The sequence below is a fragment of the Bradyrhizobium sp. HKCCYLRH1030 genome (assembly GCF_051168395.1).
Classification (GTDB): Bacteria; Pseudomonadota; Alphaproteobacteria; order Rhizobiales; family Xanthobacteraceae; genus Bradyrhizobium.
On sequence record NZ_JBNPUY010000005.1, the window covers coordinates 39,619 to 58,544 of the forward strand.

General features: G+C 65.4%; 23 protein-coding genes. 14 read left to right on the top strand and 9 right to left on the bottom strand.

All coding sequences use genetic code 11. The features are described 5' to 3' along the window. Window positions 1–11 precede the first annotated feature (11 nt). Complete coding sequence (locus tag ACQR1E_RS15945; RefSeq protein ID WP_316171334.1) at window positions 12–401, bottom strand: winged helix-turn-helix domain-containing protein; 390 nt, start codon at window positions 399–401, stop codon at window positions 12–14. Between the two features lie 100 nt (window positions 402–501). On the opposite strand from ACQR1E_RS15945, the gene ACQR1E_RS15950 reads away from it, so the two are divergent. The 9 genes from ACQR1E_RS15950 (at window position 502) to ACQR1E_RS15990 (ending at window position 10,571) form a co-directional block, all read left to right on the top strand. Beyond that, window positions 502–1,626, top strand: a complete 1,125-nt coding sequence (locus tag ACQR1E_RS15950; RefSeq protein WP_316171335.1) for an alkene reductase — start codon at window positions 502–504, stop codon at window positions 1,624–1,626. A gap of 149 nt (window positions 1,627–1,775) precedes the next feature. Beyond that, the gene (locus tag ACQR1E_RS15955; protein WP_316171336.1) at window positions 1,776–3,440 is read left to right on the top strand and encodes a thiamine pyrophosphate-binding protein; all 1,665 of its coding nucleotides are present in this window, start codon (window positions 1,776–1,778) and stop codon (window positions 3,438–3,440) included. Between the two features lie 333 nt (window positions 3,441–3,773). Continuing rightward, a complete protein-coding gene (locus ACQR1E_RS15960; RefSeq protein WP_315753372.1) occupies window positions 3,774–5,156 on the top strand; it encodes a M20 family metallopeptidase in 1,383 nt (460 codons plus the stop codon). A gap of 421 nt (window positions 5,157–5,577) precedes the next feature. Continuing rightward, a complete protein-coding gene (locus tag ACQR1E_RS15965) occupies window positions 5,578–6,492 on the top strand; it encodes an amino acid ABC transporter substrate-binding protein (RefSeq protein ID WP_434897273.1) in 915 nt (304 codons plus the stop codon). A gap of 203 nt (window positions 6,493–6,695) precedes the next feature. Further along, complete coding sequence (locus ACQR1E_RS15970; protein ID WP_315736524.1) at window positions 6,696–7,427, top strand: amino acid ABC transporter permease; 732 nt, start codon at window positions 6,696–6,698, stop codon at window positions 7,425–7,427. 1 nt (window position 7,428) lies between these two features. After that, the gene (locus ACQR1E_RS15975) at window positions 7,429–8,121 is read left to right on the top strand and encodes an amino acid ABC transporter permease (protein ID WP_315736525.1); all 693 of its coding nucleotides are present in this window, start codon (window positions 7,429–7,431) and stop codon (window positions 8,119–8,121) included. Between the two features lie 9 nt (window positions 8,122–8,130). Beyond that, window positions 8,131–8,862 carry an amino acid ABC transporter ATP-binding protein gene (locus ACQR1E_RS15980; protein ID WP_315736526.1) on the top strand — a complete coding sequence of 244 codons (732 nt, stop codon included), beginning with the start codon at window positions 8,131–8,133 and terminating at the stop codon, window positions 8,860–8,862. Between the two features lie 151 nt (window positions 8,863–9,013). Beyond that, window positions 9,014–9,874 carry a D-amino-acid transaminase gene (locus ACQR1E_RS15985; protein ID WP_315716635.1) on the top strand — a complete coding sequence of 287 codons (861 nt, stop codon included), beginning with the start codon at window positions 9,014–9,016 and terminating at the stop codon, window positions 9,872–9,874. 103 nt (window positions 9,875–9,977) lie between these two features. After that, window positions 9,978–10,571, top strand: coding sequence for a 3-keto-disaccharide hydrolase (locus ACQR1E_RS15990; protein ID WP_315753381.1), 594 nt, complete (start codon window positions 9,978–9,980; stop codon window positions 10,569–10,571). On the opposite strand, the gene ACQR1E_RS15995 is transcribed toward ACQR1E_RS15990, so the two are convergent. The 3 genes from ACQR1E_RS15995 to ACQR1E_RS16005 all read right to left on the bottom strand — a co-directional run bounded on the left by ACQR1E_RS15995 (window position 10,558) and on the right by ACQR1E_RS16005 (window position 12,157). Then, window positions 10,558–10,707, bottom strand: coding sequence for a hypothetical protein (locus ACQR1E_RS15995; protein WP_315736529.1), 150 nt, complete (start codon window positions 10,705–10,707; stop codon window positions 10,558–10,560). The genes ACQR1E_RS15990 and ACQR1E_RS15995 overlap by 14 nt on opposite strands. A gap of 77 nt (window positions 10,708–10,784) precedes the next feature. Continuing rightward, a complete protein-coding gene (wrbA, locus tag ACQR1E_RS16000; protein ID WP_315825412.1) occupies window positions 10,785–11,384 on the bottom strand; it encodes an NAD(P)H:quinone oxidoreductase in 600 nt (199 codons plus the stop codon). Window positions 11,385–11,458: 74 nt separating this feature from the next. Continuing rightward, the gene (locus ACQR1E_RS16005; RefSeq protein WP_315753387.1) at window positions 11,459–12,157 is read right to left on the bottom strand and encodes a pirin family protein; all 699 of its coding nucleotides are present in this window, start codon (window positions 12,155–12,157) and stop codon (window positions 11,459–11,461) included. 130 nt (window positions 12,158–12,287) lie between these two features. On the opposite strand from ACQR1E_RS16005, the gene ACQR1E_RS16010 reads away from it, so the two are divergent. Continuing rightward, a complete protein-coding gene (locus ACQR1E_RS16010) occupies window positions 12,288–13,196 on the top strand; it encodes a LysR family transcriptional regulator (protein WP_315716640.1) in 909 nt (302 codons plus the stop codon). A gap of 23 nt (window positions 13,197–13,219) precedes the next feature. Here the strand turns inward: ACQR1E_RS16010 and ACQR1E_RS16015 are convergent, their stop codons facing one another. The 3 genes from ACQR1E_RS16015 to ACQR1E_RS16025 form a co-directional block, all read right to left on the bottom strand. Then, on the bottom strand, window positions 13,220–13,687 hold the full coding sequence (locus ACQR1E_RS16015; protein WP_315716641.1) for a YbaK/EbsC family protein: 468 nt from the start codon (window positions 13,685–13,687) through the stop codon (window positions 13,220–13,222). Further along, entirely contained in the window at window positions 13,677–14,423 is a 747-nt protein-coding gene (locus tag ACQR1E_RS16020; RefSeq protein ID WP_434897274.1) for a haloacid dehalogenase type II, read from the bottom strand. Before ACQR1E_RS16020 ends, ACQR1E_RS16015 begins: the two co-directional genes overlap by 11 nt. Before the next feature lie 97 nt (window positions 14,424–14,520). After that, complete coding sequence (locus ACQR1E_RS16025; protein ID WP_315716643.1) at window positions 14,521–15,405, bottom strand: amidohydrolase family protein; 885 nt, start codon at window positions 15,403–15,405, stop codon at window positions 14,521–14,523. 254 nt (window positions 15,406–15,659) lie between these two features. On the opposite strand from ACQR1E_RS16025, the gene ykgO reads away from it, so the two are divergent. From ykgO to ACQR1E_RS16040, 3 genes are all read left to right on the top strand, one after another. Next, a complete protein-coding gene (ykgO, locus tag ACQR1E_RS16030; protein ID WP_006611362.1) occupies window positions 15,660–15,785 on the top strand; it encodes a type B 50S ribosomal protein L36 in 126 nt (41 codons plus the stop codon). Window positions 15,786–15,881: 96 nt separating this feature from the next. After that, the gene (locus ACQR1E_RS16035; RefSeq protein WP_316187081.1) at window positions 15,882–16,511 is read left to right on the top strand and encodes a tetratricopeptide repeat protein; all 630 of its coding nucleotides are present in this window, start codon (window positions 15,882–15,884) and stop codon (window positions 16,509–16,511) included. A gap of 103 nt (window positions 16,512–16,614) precedes the next feature. Further along, complete coding sequence (locus ACQR1E_RS16040) at window positions 16,615–16,872, top strand: hypothetical protein (protein WP_315716645.1); 258 nt, start codon at window positions 16,615–16,617, stop codon at window positions 16,870–16,872. A gap of 28 nt (window positions 16,873–16,900) precedes the next feature. Here ACQR1E_RS16040 and ACQR1E_RS16045 read toward each other — a convergent pair whose 3' ends face one another. Next, on the bottom strand, window positions 16,901–17,083 hold the full coding sequence (locus ACQR1E_RS16045; RefSeq protein WP_315716646.1) for a hypothetical protein: 183 nt from the start codon (window positions 17,081–17,083) through the stop codon (window positions 16,901–16,903). A 251-nt stretch (window positions 17,084–17,334) separates the two neighbouring features. Here ACQR1E_RS16045 and ACQR1E_RS16050 point away from each other — a divergent pair, with 251 nt between their 5' ends. Further along, window positions 17,335–18,294, top strand: coding sequence for an alpha/beta fold hydrolase (locus ACQR1E_RS16050; protein ID WP_434897275.1), 960 nt, complete (start codon window positions 17,335–17,337; stop codon window positions 18,292–18,294). Window positions 18,295–18,359: 65 nt separating this feature from the next. Here ACQR1E_RS16050 and cycA read toward each other — a convergent pair whose 3' ends face one another. Then, window positions 18,360–18,755 carry a cytochrome c-550 CycA gene (gene cycA / locus ACQR1E_RS16055; RefSeq protein WP_315716648.1) on the bottom strand — a complete coding sequence of 132 codons (396 nt, stop codon included), beginning with the start codon at window positions 18,753–18,755 and terminating at the stop codon, window positions 18,360–18,362. Window positions 18,756–18,926: the final 171 nt, after the last annotated feature.

Here is an 18,926-nt window from a genome sequence, read left to right on the forward strand (position 1 = left end):
CTGGAACCGGCTTACGACGCGGCCCTGGCCCCGCGGGTCTTCCTTGGCTTCTCGATGTCGCTGCGCAGCGCGGCGAGATCCTTCCTCACGGCGTCAGCTGCGTCACGCTCGATGCGCCGGTAACGTTCGACCAACTGCGTGCCGAACGCCGTCAGCGCCGCGCCACCGCCATTGCGGCCGCCGGTCTGGCGCGCCACCGCCGGCTGCCGGCACACCCGGTTGATCTCGTCGACGAGGTCCCAGGCCCGCTTGTAGGACATGTCCATCGCGCGCCCGGCCGCAGAGATCGAGCCGTGTCGCGCGATGTTCTCCAGCAGCGCGATCTTGCCCGGCCCGATCCGGCCGCCGTCATCGAGATCGATGCGCAGGCTGAGCGAGGGCAGGGCGTTCGCTTTCGGCATGGAGGGTCTGCTCGTACTGACGTGGGGCGGACATTGCCACCATCATGTTTTGCGAACAAGATGATCCAAATCGACAATCGCAACGACATCTGGGGACGAAATGCTGCCTGCGCTGTTTTCACCGCTTACGATCGGTCCTTATCGCCTCAAGCACCGCGTCGTGATGGCGCCGTTGACCCGCATGCGCGCCGCAAGGGAGACGCTCGCGCCGCGGCCGCTCAACGTCGAGTATTATGCGCAGCGCGCGACGCCGGGCGGCCTGATCATCGCCGAGGCCTCGCCGGTGCTGCCGACCGGCACCGGCAGCCCGAACGTGCCGGGCATCTACAGCGCGGTGCAGATCGCCGGCTGGAAGCAGGTCGTCGACGCCGTGCATGCCAAGGGCGGATTCATCTTCCTGCAGCTCTGGCACGTCGGCCGCGTCTCGCACTCCTCGTTCCAGCCCGGCGGCGTGCTGCCGGTGGCGCCGTCGGCGATCGCGATCGGCGACGATCTCAAGGCGATGACGGCGGAGGGCAAAGGCGCAGCTTACGAGACGCCGCGTGCGCTCGACACCGACGAGATCCCCGCGCTTGTCGCCGCCTATGGCCAAGCCGCGCGCAATGCGATGGCCGCCGGCTTCGACGGCGTCGAGGTGCACGGTGCGAACGGTTACCTGATCGAGCAGTTCCTGCAGACCCGCAGCAACCAGCGCACCGACCGCTACGGCGGCGCAATCGCGAACCGCTGCCGCTTCCTGCTCGAGGTGACCGAGGCCGTGATCGCCGCCTGCGGCGCCGACAAGGTCGGCGTGCGGCTGTCGCCCTATGGCATCGCCAATGGCTCCGGCGAGGCCGAGCCGATGCCGCTCTATACCTACGCGATCGAGGCGCTCAACAAGCTCGGCATCGCCTATCTGCATCTGATCGAGCCGCGCTCCTCCGGCGCCGGCCGCGCCGACGTCAACTGGCAGAACGTGCCGTCGGCCATCGCTCTGTTCCGGCCGGTGTGGAAGGGCGTCCTGATCGGCGCCGGCGGCTTCACGGGCGAGCCGGCCGACGCCGCGATCCGGGCCGGCCTCGCCGACGCCATCGCCTTCGGCCGCACCTTCATCTCCAACCCGGACCTGCCCGCCCGGCTGCAGCACGGCTGGCCGCTGACGCCCTATCACCGCCCGACCTTCTACGGCGGCGAGGAGAAGGGCTACACGGACTATCCGGTGTATCAGGAGATGGCGAAGGTGTAGTCCGCGCTCTCTCCACCGTCATTGCGAGGAGCGCAGCGACGAAGCAATCCAGAGTCGCGTACGCCGCCCTGGATTGCTTCGCTTCGCTCGCAATGACGGAGAGAGAGCTCGCCCGCATACTGAGGCCGCGTTGCTCGGAGGAAACCTGAATGAAGAACCGCATCACCGGACGCTCGGCCTTCCTCACGCTGCTCAAGGACGAGGGCATCACTCATCTGTTCGGCAATCCCGGCACCACCGAATTACCGATCATGCATGCGCTGAAGGATCATCCCGATCTCACCTACGTCATGGCGATGCAGGAGAGCCTGGTGGTGGCGATCGCCGACGGCTTCAGTCGCGCCTCGGGACGCCTCGTCGCCTGCAACGTCCACGTCGCGCCGGGTCTCGGCAACGCCATGGGCGCGCTCTACAATGCGCAGTTCACCGGGACGCCGATGATCCTCACCGCCGGCCAGCAGGAGCAGGGCCACGGCCTGATGGAGCCATTGCTCTACGGCCCGCTGGTGCGGATGGCCGAGCCGCTGGTGAAATGGGCGGTCGAGGTGACGAGGCTGGAGGACCTGCCGCGCATCATCAGGCGCGCCGCCAAGGTGGCGACCACGCCGCCGACCGGTCCCGTCTTCATCTCGCTGCCCGGCGATATCCTCAATGCCGAAGCCGGCATCGAGCTCGGCCGTTCCACCCGGGTCGATGCGCGCGTGTTGCCGGCCGCGGACGCGTTGCAGGGGCTGGCGCAGCGCATTCTCAAGGCGCAGCGGCCGGTGGTCATCACCGGCGACGAGGTCGTCAAGAGCGATGCGCTGCGGGAGGCGGCCGAGTTCGCGTCGGCGATCGGCGCTCCCGTGCATCAGCAGTCCGCGCCCTATGGCGCGCATTTTCTGTCCGAGCATCCCTGCTACATCGGCTCATTGTCGCGCGCGCAGCAGCAGGTCCGCGACCTGCTCGCGCCACACGATCTTCTCATCGTGCTCGGCGCCGATCCCTTGCGGATGTCCGTGCACAGCGAGATCGAGCCGCTGCCCGAGGGCTTGCCGATCGTGCAGATCGGCCTCGTCGATTGGGAGCTGGGAAAGAATTTCGGTGCCGAGATCGCGCTGAAGGCCGACGTTCGCGAGACGCTGCTTCAGCTCACGCCGCTCTTGCGCGAGCTCGGCGGTGCGGCCCTGCAGGCGCGTGCGCAGGAGCGCGTGGCCGAATTGTCCTCGAAGAACTGGAGCGCGCGGCGGCGCAAGCTGGCCGCGCAGATCGAAGCGGCGCGCGAGCGGACGCCGATCGATCCGGACTACCTGGCGCTGCAGGTCGCCGAGGCCATGCCGGAGCACGGCATCATGGTCGACGAGGGCCTGACCTCGGCGCGCTACATGACGGCGCTGTGGCCGTATCGCGACCGCTACAACTATCACGCGCTCGCCTCGGGGGGCATCGGCTGGGGCCTGCCGGCCTCGGTCGGCGTCAGCCTCGCCAATCCCGATCGCCCCGTGGTCTGCTACTCCGGCGACGGCAGCGCGATGTATTCGATCCAGGCGCTGTGGACCGCAGCGCATCACAAGCTGCCGCTGTCGGTGGTCATCGTCAACAATGGCGGCTACCGCATCATCAAGCAGCGGCTGCTGTCGTTCCACGGTGACGACAACTATATCGGCATGGATTTTGTCGATCCGCAGGTGGATTTTGCCGGGCTCGCCCGCTCGCTCGGCTGCGAGGCAATGCGCATCAGCGATCCCCGTGAATTGCAGCCGACGCTCTCGGCGGCGTTCCGCCGCCCCGGCGCCAAGCTGATCGAGGTGATGGTCAGCAACGCGGTGAACTGAGCGTTACTCCCGTCGCGCGGGGAATGCCGGACGTCCGGCCGAACCTGTGGTGACTGCCGCCTGCTTTTCTTCTGCAGGCGAGCCATGGGTGAGGCCTTCGCCGGGCATCCCCGCGCCCTCCGCCTTGCGAGGGCACCGGACCGGCAAACCTCGGACGCTCCTGGCGCCGCGAGAACGGAAGCGCGCATCCCGACACACGCCCATCATCGATCTCTGCGACAAGTTCCGAAATCCGAGACTTGCTTGATGTCAGCATTGAATTCAAACCCAGCCCCTTCCGCTCGTCGCGCGATCCCGATATGACGCCGCCTTCGTTGTGACTGGAAAAGCGCCATGACCAGGATTGATGCAATCGCCCGTGCCCGTCAGAGCCTGACGAGCGGTGACTTCTTGGCCGAGCTCGGCCGCCGGGTCGCCTATCGCACCGAGAGCCTCAATCCCGAGCGCAAGGACGACCTCGCGGCCTATCTGACCAACGAGCTGACGTCGTCCTTTGCTGCGCTCGGCTTTTCCTCCGAGATCGTGCCCTCGCCGAGCGGCAAGTCGCCCTTCCTGATCGCGACCTACCACGAGAGCGACAGCGCCCCGACGATGCTCAGCTATGGCCACGGCGACACCGTCGACGGCATGGCCGGCGAATGGCGCGACGGCCGCGATCCCTGGGCGGTGACGCCAGCGGGCAATCGTCTCTATGGCCGCGGCACCGCCGACAACAAGGGCCAGCACAGCATCAACATGGCGGCGCTGCGCGCGGTGCGCGAGGCCCGCGGCGGCAAGCTCGGCTTCAATGCCAAGTTCATCATGGAGATGGGCGAGGAGATCGGCTCGCCCGATCTCGCCAGGGTGGCCGATCTGCATCGCGACGCCTTGAAGGCCGACGTCTTCATCGGCTCGGACGGCCCGCGGCTATCGACCGCACGCCCCACCATCTTTCTCGGCTGCCGTGGCGGCATCCGGTTGCATCTCGACGTCAACCTGCGCGAGGGCGGCAACCATTCCGGCAATTGGGGCGGCGTGCTCGCCAATCCCGCGACCATCCTTGCCAATGCCATTTCCACGCTGGTCGACGGCCATGGCCGTATCAAGCTCGATACCTTGAAGCCGCCGCGCCTCACCAATGCCATCCGCGCCATCCTCGCCGACGTGAAGGTGGAGCCGACCGCCGACGAGCCGGCGCTGTCGGACCATTGGGGCGAGGAGGGGCTGACGCCGGCGGAGCGGCTCTATGCCTGGAATACGCTCGAGGTGCTCGCGATCTCCTCCGGCAATATCGACAAGCCGGCGAATGCGATCCCCGGCCGCGCCCGCGCCGTGCTGCAGCTGCGCTTCGTGGTCGGCACCAAGGTCGACAGCATCGTGGAGGACGTGAGGAGCCATCTCGTCGCGCACGGCTTCCCGATGGTCGAGGTCAGCATGACGCAAGGCTTCGCGGCCTCGCGCGCCGACATCGACAGCCCCTGGATCAAATGGGCCGCGGAGTCCATCAAGATGAGCACCGGCAAAGCGCCCGCCGTGCTGCCGAACTTCGGCGGCTCGCTGCCCAATGACGTGTTTGCCGACGTGTTGAAGATGCCGACCATGTGGGTGCCGCATTCCTATCCGGGCTGCTCGCAGCACGCGCCGGATGAGCACATCCTGCTGGATGTCACGGACGAGGCGCTCGGCCTGATGGCCGGGCTGTTCTGGGATCTTGGTGAATTGCGGAAGCCGCTGTGAGCAGAGAAGGAGGCATGAGCACATATCGCCTGGCGTCTGGTGAGGAGCGCCGCGCCGGCCAGGAAGACGGAAGGCGGGGTTGCTGCGCGCGGCGCGTCTCGAACCATGAGGCCCGTGTGCCGTGCGGTTGCATTGCCGCGCGCGGGAACCGCCCGCCTGCAACTTTCGTCTGGTCGCGGGGCCTGCGAGCCCCTCGTAGTTTACCATCCCGACGTTCGGCGCTGCTGTTTCAGCCCGGACGTCTTGTCGAAGGGGACGCGGGACAGGCAATTTGTCGCAATCGTCCGAGGACGTCCCGCCGCGGGGCGGTCTATGGTGCCCGCGCTCGTCCGGCCGGAGATCGTCCGGGGGCGGGGGCCATTTTGAGTTCGCTGTGGTTTATGCAAGCATCCGGCGATCAGCCGGATTGAGGAGATCAGTTATGAAGCAGCTTCGCCTATTCGGTCTTGCCGTCGCCGCCGCGCTCTGCGCCGGCCAGGTGCAGGCCGAGGACCTGACGGGGACCCTGAAGAACATCAAGGAGACCGGCACCATTACGCTCGGCGTCCGCGACTCCTCGATCCCGTTCTCCTATCTCGACGACAAACAGAAGCCGATCGGCTTTGCCATCGACATCTGCATGGGCATCGTCGATGCCGTGAAGAAGGAGCTCAAGCTCGACAAGCTCGACGTGAAGCTCAACCCGGTGACGTCATCGACCCGCATCCCGCTGCTCGCCAACGGCACCATCGATCTGGAATGCGGCTCGACCACCAACAATGCCGAGCGCCAGAAGCAGATCTCCTTCACCAACACCCACTTTCTGACGGCGAGCCGCTACGTCTCGAAGAAGGCGAGCAAGATCAACGCGATCGACGATCTGAAGGGTAAATCGGTCGTGTCGACCGCCGGCACCACCAACATCAAGCAGTTGACCGAAGCCAACGCGGCGCGCAACCTCGGCATCAACATCATCCCGGCCAAGGATCATGCCGAGGCCTTCCTGATGGTGGAGACCGATCGCGCCGTCGCCTTCGTGATGGACGACATTCTTCTGGCGAGCCTCGTCGCCGGCTCCAAGGATCCGGCCGCCTATGTCGTCTCCAAGGACGCGTTCTCGAAGCCCGAGCCCTACGGCATCATGCTGCGCAAGGACGATCCGCAGTTCAAGAAGGTGGTCGATGCGGCGACCGCCAAGATCTACACCAGCGGCGAGGGCGCCAAGCTGTATGACAAATGGTTCATGCAGAAGATCCCGCCGAAGGGCCTGAACCTCAACACCCCGCTGTCGGCCGAACTGAAGGCCGAGTTCGCCAAGCCGTCGGACTCGCCGGATCCGGATTCGTACAAGCCGTAACGTGAGGCCGCAGCTCTCGCGCCGAATTCGATGCGCCCCCCTCCCCCTTGCGGGGAGGGGGCGGGGGTGGGGGTCTCAGGAAAGACTGCCCGTGTGGACCCCCCACCCCGACCCTCCCCCGCAAGGGGGGAGGGAGCGCAGCGAGTTTTTGGCAAAGACTGTGTAATGCGACTTGCGAGCTAATTCCCTCTCAGGATGTCCCCGTGAACTACACCTGGAACTGGCACATCTTCCTGGAGCCGAACCCGACCGGGGCCGGCACCTATTTCGACATGCTGCTGGCGGGGCTGAAGGTCACCATCGTGACCTCGCTGTCGGCCTGGGTGATCGCGCTGATCTGCGGCACGATCGTCGGCATCCTGCGCAGCTTGCCGTCCAAGCTGGCGACCTGGATCGCCTTCGCCTATGTCGAGTTCTTCCGCAACATGCCGCTTTTGGTGCAGCTGTTCCTGTGGTTCTTCGTGCTGCCGGAGCTGTTGCCGCCCACGATCGGCCTGTGGCTGAAGCAGATGCCCAATGCGCCATTCTATACGGCGGCCGTCGGCATCGGCCTGTTCATGTCGGCGCGTGTCGCCGTGCAATTGGCGGCCGGCATCGGCTCGCTGCCGCGCGGCCAGAAGCTGGCGGCGACCGCGCTCGGCCTCACCACCTTGCAGGCCTACCGCTACGTGCTGCTGCCGATGGCTTTCCGCATCATCCTGCCGCCGCTGACGTCCGAATTTCTCAACACGGTCAAGAACAGCGCCGTCGCAATCACGATCGGTCTGATCGAACTGACGGGCGCTGCGCGCGCCATGCAGGAATTCTCGTTCCAGGTGTTCGAGGCCTTCAGCGCCGCCACCTTGATGTATCTCGTCATCAACGTCATCGTCGTGATCGGCATGCGGCTCCTGGAGCGCGCGGTGGCGGTCCCTGGCTACATCACGGGCAAATGAGATGCTGGCCAATTTCGATTTCGACGTCATCCGCCGCTCGCTGAGCTATCTTTTCATCGACGGCATGACCTTCACGCTGACCTTGACGGCGCTGTCGGCGACGGGCGGTCTTGTGTTCGGCACCCTGATCGCGCTGATGCGGCTGTCCGGCTATCGGGTGATGGGCTTTATCGCCGGGCTCTATGTCGACTTCATGCGCTCGCTGCCGCTGGTTCTGGTGATCTTCTGGTTCTACTTCTTGGTGCCCTATATCGGGCAGTGGATCACCGGCTCGTCGCGGCCGATCAAGGTCGGCGCGTTCGCGTCCTCCCTGATCACCTTCATCCTGTTCGAGGCGGCCTATTTCTCCGAGATCATGCGCGCCGGCATCCAGTCGATCTCGCGCGGCCAGCCGGCCGCGGCCTCGGCGCTCGGCCTGACCTATGCGCAGACCATGCGCTACGTCGTGTTGCCGCAGGCGTTCCGCAACATGCTGCCGGTGCTGCTGACCCAGACCATCGTGCTGTTCCAGGACACGTCGCTGGTCTACGTGCTCTCGATTCCGGACTTCCTCGGCGCTGCTTCGAAAGTCGCCCAGCGCGACGGCCGCCTGGTCGAGATGTACCTGTTCGCGGCCCTGGTCTACTTCACCATCTCCTGTGTCGCGTCCTACGGCGTCCGCCGCCTGCAGTCGCGCATCTCCATCATCAGATAGTCGGCTCCCATGATCGAAATCAGCCACGTCAACAAATGGTACAGCCCGAGCTTCCAGGTGCTGAAGGACTGCACGACCTCGGTCGCCAAGGGCGAGGTGGTGGTGGTCTGCGGCCCCTCCGGCTCCGGCAAGTCGACCCTGATCAAATGCGTCAACGCGCTGGAGCCGTTCCAAGACGGCGTGATCACGATCGACGGCCTCAAGGTCAATGATTCCAAGACCAACCTGCCGAAGCTGCGCTCGCGGGTCGGCATGGTGTTCCAGCACTTCGAGCTGTTTCCGCATCTCAAGATCATCGACAACCTCTGCCTCGCCCAGCAGAAGGTGCTGGGTCGTGGCCATGAGGAAGCGACCGCGAAGGGCATGAAGCTCCTGGATCGCGTCGGTCTCAAGGAGCAGGCGCAGAAGTTTCCGGCGCAGCTCTCCGGCGGCCAGCAGCAGCGCGTGGCGATCGCACGTGCGCTCGCCATGGATCCGATCGCGATGCTGTTCGACGAGCCGACCTCGGCGCTCGATCCGGAGATGATCAGCGAGGTGCTCGATGTCATGGTTGATCTCGCCCGCGAGGGCATGACCATGATGGTCGTGACCCACGAGATGGGCTTCGCCAGGAAGGTCGCGCACCGCGTCATCTTCATGGACCGCGGCGAGATCGTCGAGGACGCCAAGAAGGAGGATTTCTTCGGCCAGCCGCGCAGCGAGCGGGCGCAGCAGTTCTTGTCGAAGATCCTGTCGCATTAGTCCGGTGAGTCATTCCGGGGCGCCCGCAGGGCGAACCCGGAATCTCGAGATTCCGGGTTCGATGCTGCGCATCGCCCCGGAATGACGGCGAGAGTAACAATTGGTGTACGCAGATGGCTTTGCGTGCGCAGATGAGAATGGAGACACGTCCTTGGACCCGATCGCTTACGTCAACGGCGCCTTCGTGCCCCTGTCCGAGGCCAAGGTCTCGGTCCTCGATCGCGGCTTCCTGTTTGCCGACGGCATCTACGAAGTGGCGGCGGTGCTCGATGGCAAGCTGGTCGACAGTGCCCCGCATCTTGCCCGCCTGGAGCGCTCGGTCGGCGAGATCGGGCTGGCGCTGCCGGAGAGCCTGGCGCGGATCGAGGAGCTGCAGAAGGAGCTGGTCGCACGCAACCGGCTCGACCAGGGTATGGTCTATCTGCAGGTGACGCGCGGTGCCGACAAGGGCCGCGACTTCCCGTTTCCCAAGGGCGACGTCAAGCCGACCTTGGTGATGTTCGTCACCGCCAAGGACATCATCAATGCGCCCTCGGCGAAGACGGGAATTGGCGTCATCACCGTGCCCGACATCCGCTGGGCGCGCCGCGACATCAAGAGCGTGGCGCTGCTCGCGCAGGTGCTCGCGAAGCAGGCGGCCGCCGCGGCCGGGGCCGGCGAGGCGTGGATGGTCGAGGACGGTCATGTCACCGAGGGCGGCTCGTCCTCGGCCTTCATCCTGACCAAGGACGACGTCATCGTGACGCGGCCGAACTCGAACGCGATCCTGCCGGGCTGCACCCGCAAGGCCGTGGTGAAGCTCGCCGAGGAGCGCCAGCTCAAGGTCGAGGAGCGGCTGTTCACGGTGGAGGAGGCGCTCGGGGCGAAGGAAGCCTTCATCACCAGCGCGAGCTCGTTCGTGCAGCCGGTAGTCACGATCGACGGCAAGCCCGTCGGCGACGGCAAGCCGGGACCGGTGGCGGCGCGGCTGCGCGAGATCTATGTCGATTTTGCGCGCGCCACGGCGGTGTAGTTGGAGGAGACGATAGAGCAGGTGCAGCATCGAAACCCGTTTGCATTGTCCGGCGCTTTGCTATCGTGGCGACGAACGAAACAGAAATCAGGGAGGAGTTTCGATGCGGTATCGCTTGAGAGGGCTCGCGGCCGGACTATTGATTGCGGGCGCAGGAATGACGGGAGCGGCATTGGCCGATGACGGCTGGGTGACCCTGGTCGACTCCACGACCAAGGCCGACTTCACCGAGGTCGGCAAGGCCAATTGGGAGATGAAGGACGGCGCGCTGTCGGCCGACAAGCTCGATGGCAAGGATCCATCGTATCTGGTGACCAAGGAGAGCTACAAGGACTTCCAGATCAAGGCCGAGTTCTGGGTCGATGACGCCGCCAACAGCGGCATCTTCATCCGCTGCGACCAGTCGGCGAAGATCGACTCCAACATCTGCTACGAGGTCAACATCTTCGACAAGCGGCCCGATCCGAAATACGGCACCGGCGCGATCGTCGACGTGTCCAAGGTCGATCCGATGCCGAAGGCCGGCGGCAAGTGGAATACCTATGAGATCACCGCCAAGGGTACGCGGCTGACCGTGATCCTCAACGGCGAGAAAACCGCCGATGTCGACGACAGCAAGCACGCGGCGGGACCGATCGCCCTGCAGTACGGCTCGGGCGTCGTGAAGTTCAGGAAGGTGCAGATCAAGCCGCTGTAGCGGCCGTGCATTCCGGGCAGCGGCGCTGGCCGCGGCTCGCGCGGTACAGGCTCTTGCAGTACCAGCGGCGCGCCATCATCTGCAGGGGATGGCGGGCCAACCGGGCCAGCGTCACCAGTTCGAGCATGGCGGGCATTGCAGCCTCCTTGACATCCTTCCGACTTTTGCGAGATGGGGCGGCACTTCGTTTGCGGAAGTGCCGCCGCAGTCGCATCAGCCATGCAGCTTCTTTGCGGTCTCGGCGATGACGCGGCCCTGATAGCGCGCCCCCGCCAGCTCGTTCGCGCTCGGCTGCCGGCTGCCGTCACCGCCGGTGATGGTGGTGGCGCCATAGGGCGAGCCGCCGGTGACCTCGTCGAGCTTCATCTGGCCGGCGAAGCCGTAGTTGAGGCCGACGATGGTCATGCCGAAATGCAAGAGGTTGGTGATGATCGAGAACAGCGTGACCTCCTGGCCGCCGTGCTGGGTCGCGGTCGAGGTGAAGGCGCCGCCGACCTTGCCGTGGAGCGCGCCCTTGGCCCACAGGCCGCCGGCCTGATCGAGGAAGTTGGCCATCTGCGAGGCCATGCGGCCGAAGCGGGTGCCGGTACCGACGATGATCGCGTCGTAGTCGGCGAGCTCCTCGACCTTTGCTATCGGAGCGGCCTGGTCGAGCTTGTAGTGGGAGGCCTTGGCGACGTCGGCCGGCACCAGTTCGGGCACGCGCTTGACGTCGACGGTGGCGCCGGTCTCGCGGGCGCCTTCGGCCACCGCGTTGGCCATCGCTTCGATGTGGCCGTATGCGGAGTAGTAGAGAACGAGAACCTTGGTCATGGCAGTCTCCGTGGGGACGAGGATGATCGGGGAGAGCGTCCCGGCCGGATGCCCGGCCGGGATCGCGTGAGAGGTCAGGCGGCGTCGACGAGCACCAGCTCGGAATCTTCGAGCGCGGTGATCTTGAGCGTGGCCTCGTCGCGGATGGCGGCGCCGTCACGGGCGTTGACTCGGACGCCGTTCACTTCGACGCTGCCGGCTGCGGGCACCAGATAGATGTGCCGGGCCTTGTCGGCGCTGTACTCGGCGGTCTCGCCGGCCTTCAGCGTGGTGCCGAGTACGCGCGCCTTGGCACGGATCGGCAACGCGTCGCCGTCATCTGCGAAGCCGCTCGCCAGCGTGACCAGCTTGCCGGAGCGGTCGGACTTCGGGAACGGCTTGGCGCCCCAGGTCGGTTGTCCGCCATCGGTGGTCGGCTCGATCCAGATCTGGAAGATCCGCGTCGTGGTCGGCTCCAGATTGTATTCGGAGTGGCGGATGCCGCTGCCCGCACTCATCACCTGGACGTCGCCGGCCTCGGTGCGGCCCTTGTTGCCGAGGCTGTCCTGATGGGTGATCGCACCCTCGCGGACATAGGTGATGATCTCCATGTTCCGGTGCGGATGCGCCGGGAAGCCGGTGTTCGGCGCGATCTCGTCGTCGTTCCAGACGCGCAGGGCGCCGTGGCCCATGTTGCTGGGGTCGTAGTAGCTCGCGAACGAGAAATGGTGCTTGGCCTTCAGCCAGCCGTGGTCGGCGCCGCCCAGCGCCGCAAAGGGCTTCAATTCGATCATGGGTCTGCTCCTGTGGTTGCAACGGCCGGCCGGGGCCGCCGTGCTGTTGGGCATTGGAATAAGGAAGCGACCGGAGTATAGAAATAGAAACTATTGAAACCTATTGTTTCCAAAAACGAGATTTGAGGCGATGGCGCGACTTCCGGATTTCGAGGCGATGGCGATCTTCGCCAAGGTCGTCGAGCTGCGCTCCTTCGCGGGCGCCGCGCAGGAGCTGGGCCTCTCCAAGGCCTCCGTCTCCAAGGCGGTGAGCCGGCTGGAGGAGCGTCTGGGTACGCGGCTGTTCAACCGCACCTCGCGGCGCTTGGCGCTGACAGACGCCGGCCAGCGCCTGTCCGAGCGTGCCGCGCAGCTGCTCGCCGATGGCGAGGCTGCCGAGACCGAGGCGCTCGCGCAGTCGCTGACGCCGCGCGGCCTGGTGCGCTTCGCGGTGCCGATGACGTTCGGCGTCAAGAAGATCGCGCCGCTGCTGCCGGCGTTCCTAGAGCAATATCCGGAGGTCTCGATCGACCTCCACATGAGCGACGCCACCGTCGATCTGATCGGCGAAGGGTTCGACCTCGCGCTGCGGATCGCGCGGCTTCCGGACTCGTCGCTGGTCGCGCGCCGCCTTTGCCCCATGCCGCGCTACACGGTGGCGGCGCCGTCCTATCTGAAGCGCCACGGACGGCCGACGCATCCGATGCATCTCGCCGAGCACAAATGCTTCGGCTACGCCTATCTCTCCACCGCCGGCGTCTGGCACTACACCAATGCGGCCGGCGAGCAGGCCAGCGTACGGCCGGCGGGACAGCTGCGCGTCAACAATGGCGAGGCGCTGTTGCCGGCGGTGCTCGCGGGGCTCGGCATCGCGGACCTGCCGGATTTCATCGTTGGCGACGCGATCGCGTCTGGCGAGGTCGAGGTGGTGCTGAAGGGCTGGAGCCAGCCCGAAGGCGCAATGCATCTGGTGATGCCGCCCGGCGGCCCGCGCCCCGCGCGGGTCGAGGTGCTGACGGAGTTTCTGGTGAAGGAACTCGCGAAGGGGAAGAAGCGATGATCGCGGCCGCCGATCCCAGCCGATCAGGACTGCACCTCGCATACATCGACCCATGCGGCTCCCGTCAGCTCGGCCAAGCGATCCGGCGTGATCTTCACCGCGCTGTGGGTCGAGCCCGCGGCGGGCACCACGATGTCGAAGGCCTTCAGCGAGACGTCGCAATACACCGGTAGCGGCGACTTCAAGCCGAACGGGCAGACGCCGCCGACCTCGTGTCCGGTGATGTCGGCGACCTCGTCGAGGCCGAGCATCTTCGGCTTGCCGCCGAACAGTGCCTTCACCTTCTTGTTGTCCATGCGCGCGTGGCCCGCGGCGACGATCAGGATGACGCGCTCGCCGACGCGCAACGACAGCGTCTTGGCGATGCGGGCCGGCTCCACGCCATAGGCTTCCGCCGCGAGCGCCACGGTTGCGGAGCTCTGGCTGGAGACGAGAACGTCGATGTCGGGGGCTTTTTCGGCGAAGAAGGCGCGGACGGATTCAAGGCTCATGCGTGTTGACGATCTCAGGCAATTCGGAAAGCGCAGCAATACGATGATCGGGCGCAAAACCCAACTCGTCCATCTGGGTCCGCAGCGCCTTGAACATCGTGAGCGGGGATACGAGATCGGTCTTGATGCAGGCGGCCGCCATGGCTTCGGGAGTGACGCGCTCGATCCAGGCAACGTTGAGGCCGAAGGCCTTGGCGCCGCAGATGTCCCATGGATTGGAGGACACGAACAGCACCTCGTCGGGCGCAAGCCCGAGTGTCTCCTCGATCAGCGCATAGGCTTGCGAGCTCGGCTTGAAGATCTTGTGGGCATCGACGCTGATGACGGCATCGAGCAGCGTGTCGAAGGCGCTGGCTTTCACCAGGCCGTCGAGCATCGCTGGGCTGCCGTTGGAGAGGATCGCGAGCCGGCGGTCCTTCATCGCGGCGAGCGCGGCACGTGCATCAGGGTAGGGATCGAGATCGAGATATTTGGCGATGATGCGATCGCGTGTGATCGCATCCGCCTGCAGGCCGAGAACGCGCAGCGTATAGAGCAGCGACTCGCGGGTAACGACCGAAAAATCCTCGTAGCGCTGCATCAGCGAGCGCAGCCAGGTGTATTCGAGCTGCTTGATGCGCCAGATCTGGGTGATGATGTCGCCGTGGCCGGGAAAGGCCTGCTCGGTGACCGCCGCTACCGACTGGATGTCGTACAGCGTGCCATAGGCATCGAAGACCACGGCTTTGAAGGGCACGGCGCTCACCTCATCAGAGAAGCAGGCGCGATGGCCGATGGCCGCCGCGCCCGCGGATGATAGCACGATCCTCGACGATACGAGCCGTCGGACGGCCTCAAATCCCGAGCAGCCTGCGCGCGTTGGCCTTCAACACTTTCGGCCGGATCTCCTCGCGGATGTCGAGCTTGGCGAAATCGGCGAGCCAGCGGTCGGGCGTGATCACCGGCCAGTCGGAGCCGAACAGCATCTTGTCCTGCAGGATCGAGTTGATGTAGCGCACCAGGATCGGCGGGAAGTACTTTGGCGACCAGCCGGAGAGGTCGATGTACACGTTCGGCTTGTGGGTCGCGACCGACAGCGCCTCCTCCTGCCAGGGGAAGGAGGGGTGGGCGAGAATGATCTTGAGGTCGGGGAAGTCGGCCGCGACGTCATCCATGTACATCGGGTTCGAGTACTTCAGCCGCATCCCCATGCCGCCCGGCATGCCCGAGCCGACGCCGGTCTGGCCGGTGTGGAACAGCGCGATCGCGCCGCCGTCGTTGATCGCCTCATACAGCGGATAGGCCAGCCGGTCGTTGGCGTAGAAGCCCTGCATGGTCGGGTGGAACTTGAAGCCGCGGACGCCATACTCCTCGATCAGCTTGCGCGCCTCGCGGACGCCGAGCTTGCCCTTGTGCGGATCGATGCTGACGAAGGGGATCAGCACATCGAGATGGTCGGAGGCGACCTCGAGCATCTCGTAATTGTTGTAGCGGCGGAAGCCGGTCTCGCGCTCGGCGTCGACCGGGAAGATCACGGCGGCGATGTTCTTGGAGCGGTAATAGGCCGCCGTCTCCGGCACCGTCGGCGGGTGCTTGTGCGGCGACTTGAAGTAGTCGGCCATCTGGGCCTGGAAATCGTCGTAGCCGTCATCCGCATGCATGCCGCAGGGCTCCTCGGCATGGGTGTGGATGTCGATGGCGACGACATCGTCGATCTTGGGCAGAGCGAGTTTGGGCATGGGCGTTCCCGGCGGTTGGTTCTTGGCTTTGGAAAATTGATTATAGGATATAACAAATTTGGCAATCGCCAAGTTGGATCGAGGGGCCCGTCGCCGGCCGGTCCTGTTGAAGCCGGGGCCCGCCATGATTGACATCCGGCGGGCTGGTGGTTAGAAACCGGCCAATCCGGGCGACTTGGTCGCTTGCGGAACTCCCTTTGTATTTGCCACTTCCGGCCTGTCCAACACGGCCTTTCAACGTATCAGGATGTCCCATGAAGGTCCGTAACTCGCTGAAGTCGCTGCGTGGCCGCCATCGCGCCAACCGTCTGGTCCGCCGCAAGGGCCGCGTCTACGTGATCAACAAGGTCCAGCGCCGCTTCAAGGCTCGCCAGGGCTGATCCCGTAGATCTCCCCTCGAGAAGAGGGGCCTTCTCACAGGTCTTTGAGGCGCGTGCTGCTTTGCAGGACGCGCCGACTGCGTTTAGACTTGGGGCATGGCCAAGCGATCCTTGCGGGCGATTCTTCTCGCCGTTGTCGTCATTTCGGTACCGCACCTTGCGCAAGCGCAGGGCGAGCCGCGCGCGACGCCCAAGCCGAAGCCGCCCGAGGCGCCCGCCAAGCTGCCCAAGGTCGGAGCCGACAAGACCAAGGGCCTCGATTTCCTGTTCGGCGCCCTGAAGGCGGCGCCCGACGAGATCAGCGCCAAGCATGTCGAGGCGCGGATCTGGGCGATCTGGCTGCAGACCCCCAGTGACACCGTCGCCCTGCTGATGGCGCGGTCCAAGGCAGCGATGGACGCGAAGCAGAACGAGGTTGCGCTCAAGCTGCTCGATTCGGTCATCAAGCTCCGGCCCGACTACGTCGAGGCCTGGAACCGTCGCGCGACGATCTATTACCTCCAGAACGATTACGGTCGCTCGCTTGCCGACATCCAGCAGGTCCTGCTGCGTGAGCCGCGGCACTTCGGCGCGCTCGCGGGTCTCGGCATGATCATGCAGGATCTCGGCGAGGAGAAGCGGGCGCTGGACGCGTTCCGCAAGGCGCTCGAGGTCAATCCGCACCTGGACAAGGTGCCGGAGCTGGTCAAGACGCTGACCGAGAAGGTCGAAGGCCGCGACATCTAGCCTTGGCGGTCGATTAACCATGTCAGGACGGCCGTCCTTGCCGGCCGATCTGCGCCATCCCACCTGCCGTTGATCGGAGGACATCCGGCGAGGAGGTGGCGCAATGAGGCGTGCAGTGCTGACGGCAGCGCTCATCGGAATGACGGCGACGGCCGCCTGGGCCGAGGATCCGGATCTGTTCTGGGTGGTCGGCAACCGCGCCACCAATCGCTGCGAGATCGTGACCAGCAATCCGATCGTCACCCCCACCATGGGCGACATCTGGTTCGCGTCCGGGCCGTTCAAGTCGAAAGACGACGCCAAGCTGGCGCGATCGACGATCAACGCGTGCCCGAACAAGGACATCACGTCCGAGGACTGATCGGCGCAATCCGGCCCGGTCAGCCGACTCAGTGAAATGCGGTGCTGCGGCGGTCCGGCATGCCGTACTGCGCGGCTGCGGCATACAGCTGCGCGATCTCGGCCTCGAGATGCTCGTTGACCAGCAGCAGGGCCTTCAGCGCGCCGCGGAGATCGCCATTGCAACTTGCGACGATCTCGTCGATCGCAGCCTCGCTCGAACGAAAACTCATCGGTAACCCCCTCCCAAAACACCAAACAAAACGCAGGGCCGGTCATCGTGTTCAAACGACGCAATGATCTGACCGCAAGTAATTCACGGCCATCAGCCGATTGCGAGGAAATGTCCCGACCATGGTTATAAAATGGCCGACGACGCCATGATGACAGGATTGGCTTGACGGGACGTGGAATTGCGCGCTTTCCCGCGCAACCGCCTTCGTTCTGCTCCGTATCTGTCAGCGTGACACGTAGAAAAATATCAATGATTTCAATCACTATTGCGGTCGTTCTCGGTGGGCTCGCACTGGCCACGCGGGCCGGTATTGCGATCGTCGAAAAGCGCTATCCGCAGCAGGGGCAGGCGATCCCGGTGGCCGGTGCGACCATCAATCTTGTGGATATCGGGCCGCGCAACGCGTCCGGACCGCCGCTCCTGCTGCTCCATGGGGCGAGCTCGAACCTCGAGGCCATGCGCCGTCCGCTGGGTGATCTCCTGGCGCAGCGCCACCGGGTGCTCCTGGTCGACCGTCCCGGCCACGGCTGGAGCCCGCGCGCGCGCCCTGAGGATTCCACGCCCGCGGCTCAGGCCCGGATGCTGGACGAGGTGCTGGCGCGGCTCGGCGTCGGCCAGGTCGTCCTGGTGGTGCATTCCTGGAGCGGCGCGCTCGGCCTGCGCATGGCGCTCGACTTCCCCGACCGGATTGCGGGCCTCGTGATGCTGGCGCCGGTCGCCTATCCCTGGCGGGGCGGGGTCGGGCGCTACAACGAGGCCGTCACGACGCCGGTGGTCGGGCCGTTGCTGGCGCACACGATCACGCTGCCGCTCGGCCTGGCGCTGATGGCGCCCGGCGCCCGCGGCGTGTTCGCGCCGCAGGTGATGCCGGACGATTTCGTCGACCGGACCGCGACGCCGCTGCTGCTGCGCCCGCGCGAGTTCATGGCCAATGCCCGCGATCTCGTCACCCTGAAGCAGGCGGTGATCGAGCAGGCGCCGCGCTATGGCGAGATCAAGGTCCCGGTCACGATCGTGGCGGGCGAGGCCGACCGGACGGTCTATACCGACATCCATTCCCGCCCGCTCGCGCGGGTCGTGCCGCAGAGCCGCCTGATCGTCCTGCCCGACCTCGGGCACATGGTCCAGAACGCGGTGCCGGAGCTGGTGGCCGGCGAGGTCGACCGGATCGTCGCCGCGGTGACCCTGGCCGACGCTGTGGCGCCGTGATGTGAAAAAGCCCCGGCGGTCCGCCGGGGCTTTGCAGTCGAGGTGACGTGTCGGCCGGCGGCCGCTTACTGCTTCTGCTTGCCGTCCTTGTCGAACGACGAGACATAGGCCCAGAGGTTGTTGATCTCGGTCTCGTTCTTGATGCCGGCGAAGGTCATCTTGGTGCCGGGGATCTTGGCCTTCGGGTCCTTGATGTATTCCTTGAAGACCGCCTCGTTCCAGGTGATGCCCGAGTTCTTGTTGGCTTCCGAATAGTTGTAGTCCGGCGCGCTGCCCGACTTGCGGCCGTCGAGGCCGTTGAGTTCCGGGCCGACCTTGTTCTTCGCGCCCTCGCCGATCGCGTGGCAGGGCAGGCACTTGTTGAAGGACGTCTTGCCGGCGGCGGCATCCTGCGCCAGCGCGGCAGATGCCAGCGACGACGAGGCGAGGACGACGAGCGCGCTCAAAGTCATTTTCTTCATGGATCAGGCTCTGTGGGTTACGAGACGAGTTTGCGCGCAGGTTGTGGCATGGCCTCAGGCGACGCACAAGCGGGGAAGCACTGAGGCAAATCAGCATAATGGCGGAGCTTGTTGCTCTGCCGCAAACTTCGATGCGGATCCGCTGCCTATCCAAACCGTTTCCGTTGTGAT